A 5,212-nucleotide genomic window follows, 5' to 3' on the forward strand; every position below is an offset into this window, starting at 1 on the left:
GATATCAACTCGATCGAGGCCATCGCGGACTGGCGAGCCAACGGTTCGGATTGCCGGGCCAGTTCCGCCTCCGCCGCTTCGGCGGCCTGCCGCACGGCCTGGCTCGCATTCGCGCGCAGGGCTTGGAGGCGAGGGCGCAGCGTCAGCAGGCCCAGCACCCGAGCGGCCAGCACGCCGCGCAGCAGGGTGCGCTCGTCCGAACTGTCCAGCCAGGCGCCGACCGATTCGGCCCCGGCGATCGGCAGCTGCGAGAGACTGTCCGCGTCCAATCCCGCGGACGCTTCCAGCACGCGCAGACGGCACACCGGGTTGAAGGTGTAGACGAGTTGCTCGCCGCCGCGCACCAGCGAGGCATGTTCCGGCTCGCCCGGCACGAGCGGCGCCTTCGCCTCGGTTGCCACCTGCCAGCCCTGGGGCGCGAGGCGGCGCAGCAGGTCGCCGTAGCTGCAACCGGGGTCGAGCACGCGCGGCCTGCGCTGTGCCGCTTCGGGGCCTGTCGTCGCGTTCGTCATCGCTTGTCCTCGCTGCCCTTGCCGTCGAAGTCCGGATCTTCGATCAGTTTCATCAGGATCTCCTTGGTCGTGCGCAGGGGCTGTCCGGTGGCGGGATCGATGGTGCCGACGGGGATCTGCCGCACGGTCCTGCCCTCGCGATCGTAGAGGGTGATCGGATGCGTCGCCTTGCCGTCCACCACGGTGTCCATGTCGTCGCCCAGGGCCACCTGCACGGGATATTCGGTCACCCGCAGCCGCTGCCGCTGTGCGAGGGCGGCATCGGTGCCGTGCGGCGCAGGCACCACGACGCCGGGCCCCTCCGGCAGCAGGAACTTGATCTTCGGCGCCGGCACCTCGATGACGGAGCCGTCTGCCCGCTTGACGAGGATCTTGCTCTCCTGCGTCTGCAGCCTCATGCCGCTTCCGGTGGCCACGCCGCGCTCGAGCTCCCCCAGCGACGGCTTCAGCCGCTTGCCCGGCTCGGGCCGCACGGTCAGGCGGTCGAAGCCGTGCGTCTCGCGCATCCACATGACCTCGAAGCGCACGCCCGGCTGCGTTTCGACGATGGGGCGGATCATCTTCAGCAGCTCGCCGGCGAACACGCCACCCATGTAGAAGTCGACGATGGCGAAGTCGGTCTGGCCGGCCGCGATGCGCTTCATGATCTCGCCGCGCAGGTTGCGGATGCGCTCGCCGTTGTCGGACTTTGGCACGTGCACGGACTCGGGGAAGTCGGCCACGCCCTGCGCCAGCATCTCGGCCAGGAGCGCGCCGCCGCGCTTGACGCCGAGCACCGCATGCGGACGAACCTCCGCGATGTGTTCGCGCATCATCTTGATGGCCAACGCGTTCTGCTCGAGCACGCTCTGCGCCACCCAGGTCTCCAGTTCGCCGTAACGCGGCGGCTGGCCTTCRCGCGTGCGGTTGCGCAGGCTGTCGATCAGCTCCTGGGCATCGAGGGTCCGGCCGCTGCCGCCCAGGTCGTCGGTGAAATGGCGGATCGCCTCGGCCAGGTCGGCGACCGGGATGTCCAGTCTCTTCGCCACCTCCGCGACGCGCTGCTGCAGGTCGGCCTCGGGGCTGACGCGGCCCTGCGCGACGGCGTCGCGGCGTGCGGCCGTCTCGGTGGCGGCGGCAGCCACCCGGTCCTGCATCGCCTGGCGCTGTGCGGCCTCCTGCTCGAGCTTCTGCTGGCGCGCTTCGGCGCGCGCCTGGTGTTCCTGGCGTTCCTTCTGCTTGCGTTCGCTGCGCTTGGCGCGGCCTTCGGCGCGTTCCTGCTCGCTCGGTGCCGAGCGGGTGRGCGGCGTGTCAGGCGGCCCGGGGGGCGCCGAGGAGGGCGGCGGTGCAGCCGGTGGCGGCTCGACCGGTGGCGCCTCCTTGGGCACCTTGCGCAGCTTCATCACGCTGACCTCGGTCAGGTCCACGCCCATCTCGAGGAGTCCGTGGCCGGAATGGGGCGCCACCTCGCTGCGCGGCACGCGCTGTTCGGGCCCGACCCGTTCGAACCGGAAACCGCTCCTGCCGAGCGGGCTGTCCGGGTCGGGATGGATCAGCCTGGCCAGTTCGGCGCTGATCTCGCGTTCGTGGAACACCACTTCCATCGTGGCACCCGGCTTGAGCTTGCGCAGCGCATGGGGCGCGAGGTTGGTGATGCTCTCGACGTTCGCCTGCATCTCCAGGGCGAGATCGATCATGCTCCTGCCCGGTTCGAGCATGTTGCGGCTGATCGCGAATTCACTGCCCTTGCTGTGCGGAAGCGGGAAGCGCACGTGCATCTCGTCCACCGAGTTGTCGGGCAGCGACTGGCCGAAGCGCTCGCCGATGAAGCGGCCGCCACCCGCCTGGAACTGCTCGATGTCGGCCTGTCCCGGCGGACGCCGGGCCTCGGACGTGACGACATCCGCGCCGGGGTTGCGCTGCTGCAGCTCGCGCGCGCTCGCCAGCGACGGGCCGGAGAAGGGCTCGAAGACGACGGACCGCTGGGCCGTCTGCGTCTCCATCAGCGGCGAGACCTCCTTGGAGAACAGCCGCGCCGGCTGTTCGAGGCGCTCCTTCAGGATGGCTTTCTGCTCGCGCGTCTTGGCCGCGCCGGCTGAGGTGATCGTGTCGAGTTCCGCCAGGCGCTCGCGCAGGTTCTTCAGGGTCTGCTGGTTGCGACCAAATTCGAAGTCGAGCGCCTGTTCACCGGCCACGCTGCGCGCCGTTTCCGCCCGCAACGAGCGGGCGATGTGCTCGTGCCCCAGGATCTCCAGTTCGAGCTTGTTGCGGTAGAGCTCGGTCTGTTCCTTGACGCTGAGCGAGTTCCAGCGCCTCATGTTGGCTTCATCGTGCAGGGCCACCCGTTGGCGCGTGGCCTCGTCGTGCGCCTGCATGATGTGCGGGCCTTCGTCGGCCAGGCGCGAAATCGGCGTGCCTTCGCGGATCACGACGTAGGGGCGCCCGTCCTTCACCAGCGTGACCGCGCCCGAGCGCCGGCTCTCGTATTCCCTGTTGTACCAATGCTCGGGCACCACTTCGATCACGGTGTCGCCCAGTGCCGCGCGCATCGACTCGGGCACGTGACGCAGCAATGCGACCTGCATGTCCGCCGCATGCATCTCCTGGTCCGCCACCGATGCCCGCTTGCCCGGGCGCCCGGTGCCTTCCGGATGCTCCACGGTGTAGACGCGGCCTTCGGGGTCGCGGATCGTGACGCCGGCCTTGCGCGCGTTCTCCAGCACCTCGCGCGGGATCGGCCGCAGCTGCTCCGGCACCTGCAGCACGTACTCGCCGTCGAGTGTCTTGCCGGCCAGGCCGCTCGCGCGGGTCGACGGCACGTCGGAGATCACCGCGCCGCGCGGGTACTTCTCGATCAGCTCGTTGATGTAGCCGATCGCATGTTCCTCGCTCAGCTCGGACAGCTGGGTGTACTTGCGCGAGATGATTTCCTCGCCCGGCACATACGAGTCGACGCGCACCCGCTTGCCGTTCTCGCCGATGTCGACGTAGACCTCGTTGTGCGGATGGCGCACCTCCTGCTCGTTGTTGAAGGTGTTGCCACGGTCGAGCCGACCCGATGCCTCGTCGGCCTGCTGCTGCGTGCGATCGAACATGCTCTTGCCGTCCGATCCCTCCGGCGCAGTGTCCGGCACCGTGGGATGGGGCTCCTCGACCTCGCCCGGCCGAGGCGGGCGCCCCGTGCTCTCGGGTTCGTCGCCCAGAACTTTCTTCGCCACCGACGCTTCCCAGGGCGTGCCCGACTCGGTCGACGCCTCCTTGGAGAACAGGCGCGCCGGCTGCTCGAGGTACTGCGGCTTCGGCAGCTTGCCCGGATCGACCGTGCCGACTTCCACCAGCCGCTCGCGCAGGTTGCGCAACGTGGCCTCGTTGCGCGCCTTGTCCAGCGCCGCCTGCTTCGGATCGAGGTCGCCGCGCGCCACGGCCTCCTCGGTCGAGCGCGCGATCTGCTCGTGCGCCTCGATCTCCAGCTCGACCTTGTTGCGGTACAGCTCCAGCTGAGCCTCCACCGGCAGCTGGTCCCAGTGCGCGAGCGCAGCCTCGTCCAGCTTGGCGACGCGGACCTTGGAGGGGCCTTCGCGCGTCTGCATCAGGTGCGGGCCTTCGTCGGCCAGGCGCGAGATCGGTGTGCCCTCGCGGATCACCACCGTCGGCTTGCCTTCGTGGATCAGCGTGACCACGTTGCCGGACTCGCTGCGCGTCATCGCGCGGAACTCGGCCTCGGGCATCACGCGGATCGGGACGTCGCCGAACTGTCCGTGCAGCTCCGGCGGCACGTGGCGCAGCAGCTCGGCGCGCATGCTGTCCAGCACCACCGGATCCGGATGCGGCGTGGCGATGGTGGCGTTGATGCCGCCGTGCGTGGCGACGTGGTCGAGGTGGATGGCGCGCGACAGGCCGTCGTTGCCGCCGGCCAGGTTGAGCAGCGCCAGGTCCTGCGCCGCCTCGGCCAGGGCCTTGGGTTCCAAGGGCTCCATGCCGCGGCTCTTGCGCTCGTTGTTGATGTCGGATTCGAGCTTGCGCATCGACGCGTTGTGGAAGCGCTGCCCCACCGCCTCGGCCGCGCCTTCGCCGAAGCCCTGGACCGCGGAATGCAGCCCGGCCTTGCCGATCTCCCACAAGGCATCCTCGCCGCGGCCCTTGAACTTGCCGGTGGCCTGGTCGAACATGATCTCGGTGCCTTTGCCGGCCATGCCGCCGGCCCCTGCGATCAGGGCGCGGCCCGCGCCGCGCAGCGTGACCGCCCGCAGTGCCGCGGCGGGTCCGCCCTCGGCGGACAGCGCCTGCAGCTTCGGACCGAGCCCGCCGCCGACCTCGATCGCCTGCGACACGGCCGCGGTGGCCGCGCCGGTCAGCGCGCCCTTCAGCAGACCCTCGAACAGCGCACCGACCGCGTGGCCCGCTCCCTTCTCCCAGGTCTGTTCCTGMAGTGCCGTGCTGCCCAGCGTGCCGATGCTGCTGGTGATCGCGCCGATGATGATCTGGTCGACCACCGGGTTGCCGGTGAAGATGCGGGCCAGCGACGCGATCATGCGGCTGGCCTGCGAGGCCGCCTGCGCGCCCTTGGAGGCGACCTGGGCGGCCGCGCCGAGCTGCGCACCGACGCCCGCGGTCACCGCCTGCACCGCGGTCATGCCCAGGTCGACCGCCGCCTGTTCCCAGCCGTAGCGGCCGCCCTTGATCGCGTTGTTGGCGCCCATCGAGTCGAGGCCCGCGACCAC

The 5,212-nt window shown here is 70.1% G+C and carries 2 protein-coding genes; both read right to left on the reverse strand.

The window, feature by feature from the left end; translation table 11 throughout:
- A partial coding sequence (locus tag AC1D12_RS24115) for a class I SAM-dependent methyltransferase (protein ID WP_477843339.1) occupies positions 1-512 on the reverse strand: 512 nt, incomplete at its 3' end.
- Positions 509-5,191, reverse strand: a complete 4,683-nt coding sequence (locus AC1D12_RS24120; RefSeq protein ID WP_477843341.1) for a hypothetical protein — start codon at positions 5,189-5,191, stop codon at positions 509-511. The genes AC1D12_RS24115 and AC1D12_RS24120, both read right to left, overlap by 4 nt.
- Positions 5,192-5,212 lie beyond the last annotated feature (21 nt).

Source organism: Rhizobacter sp. P1_G5, assembly GCF_056405435.1.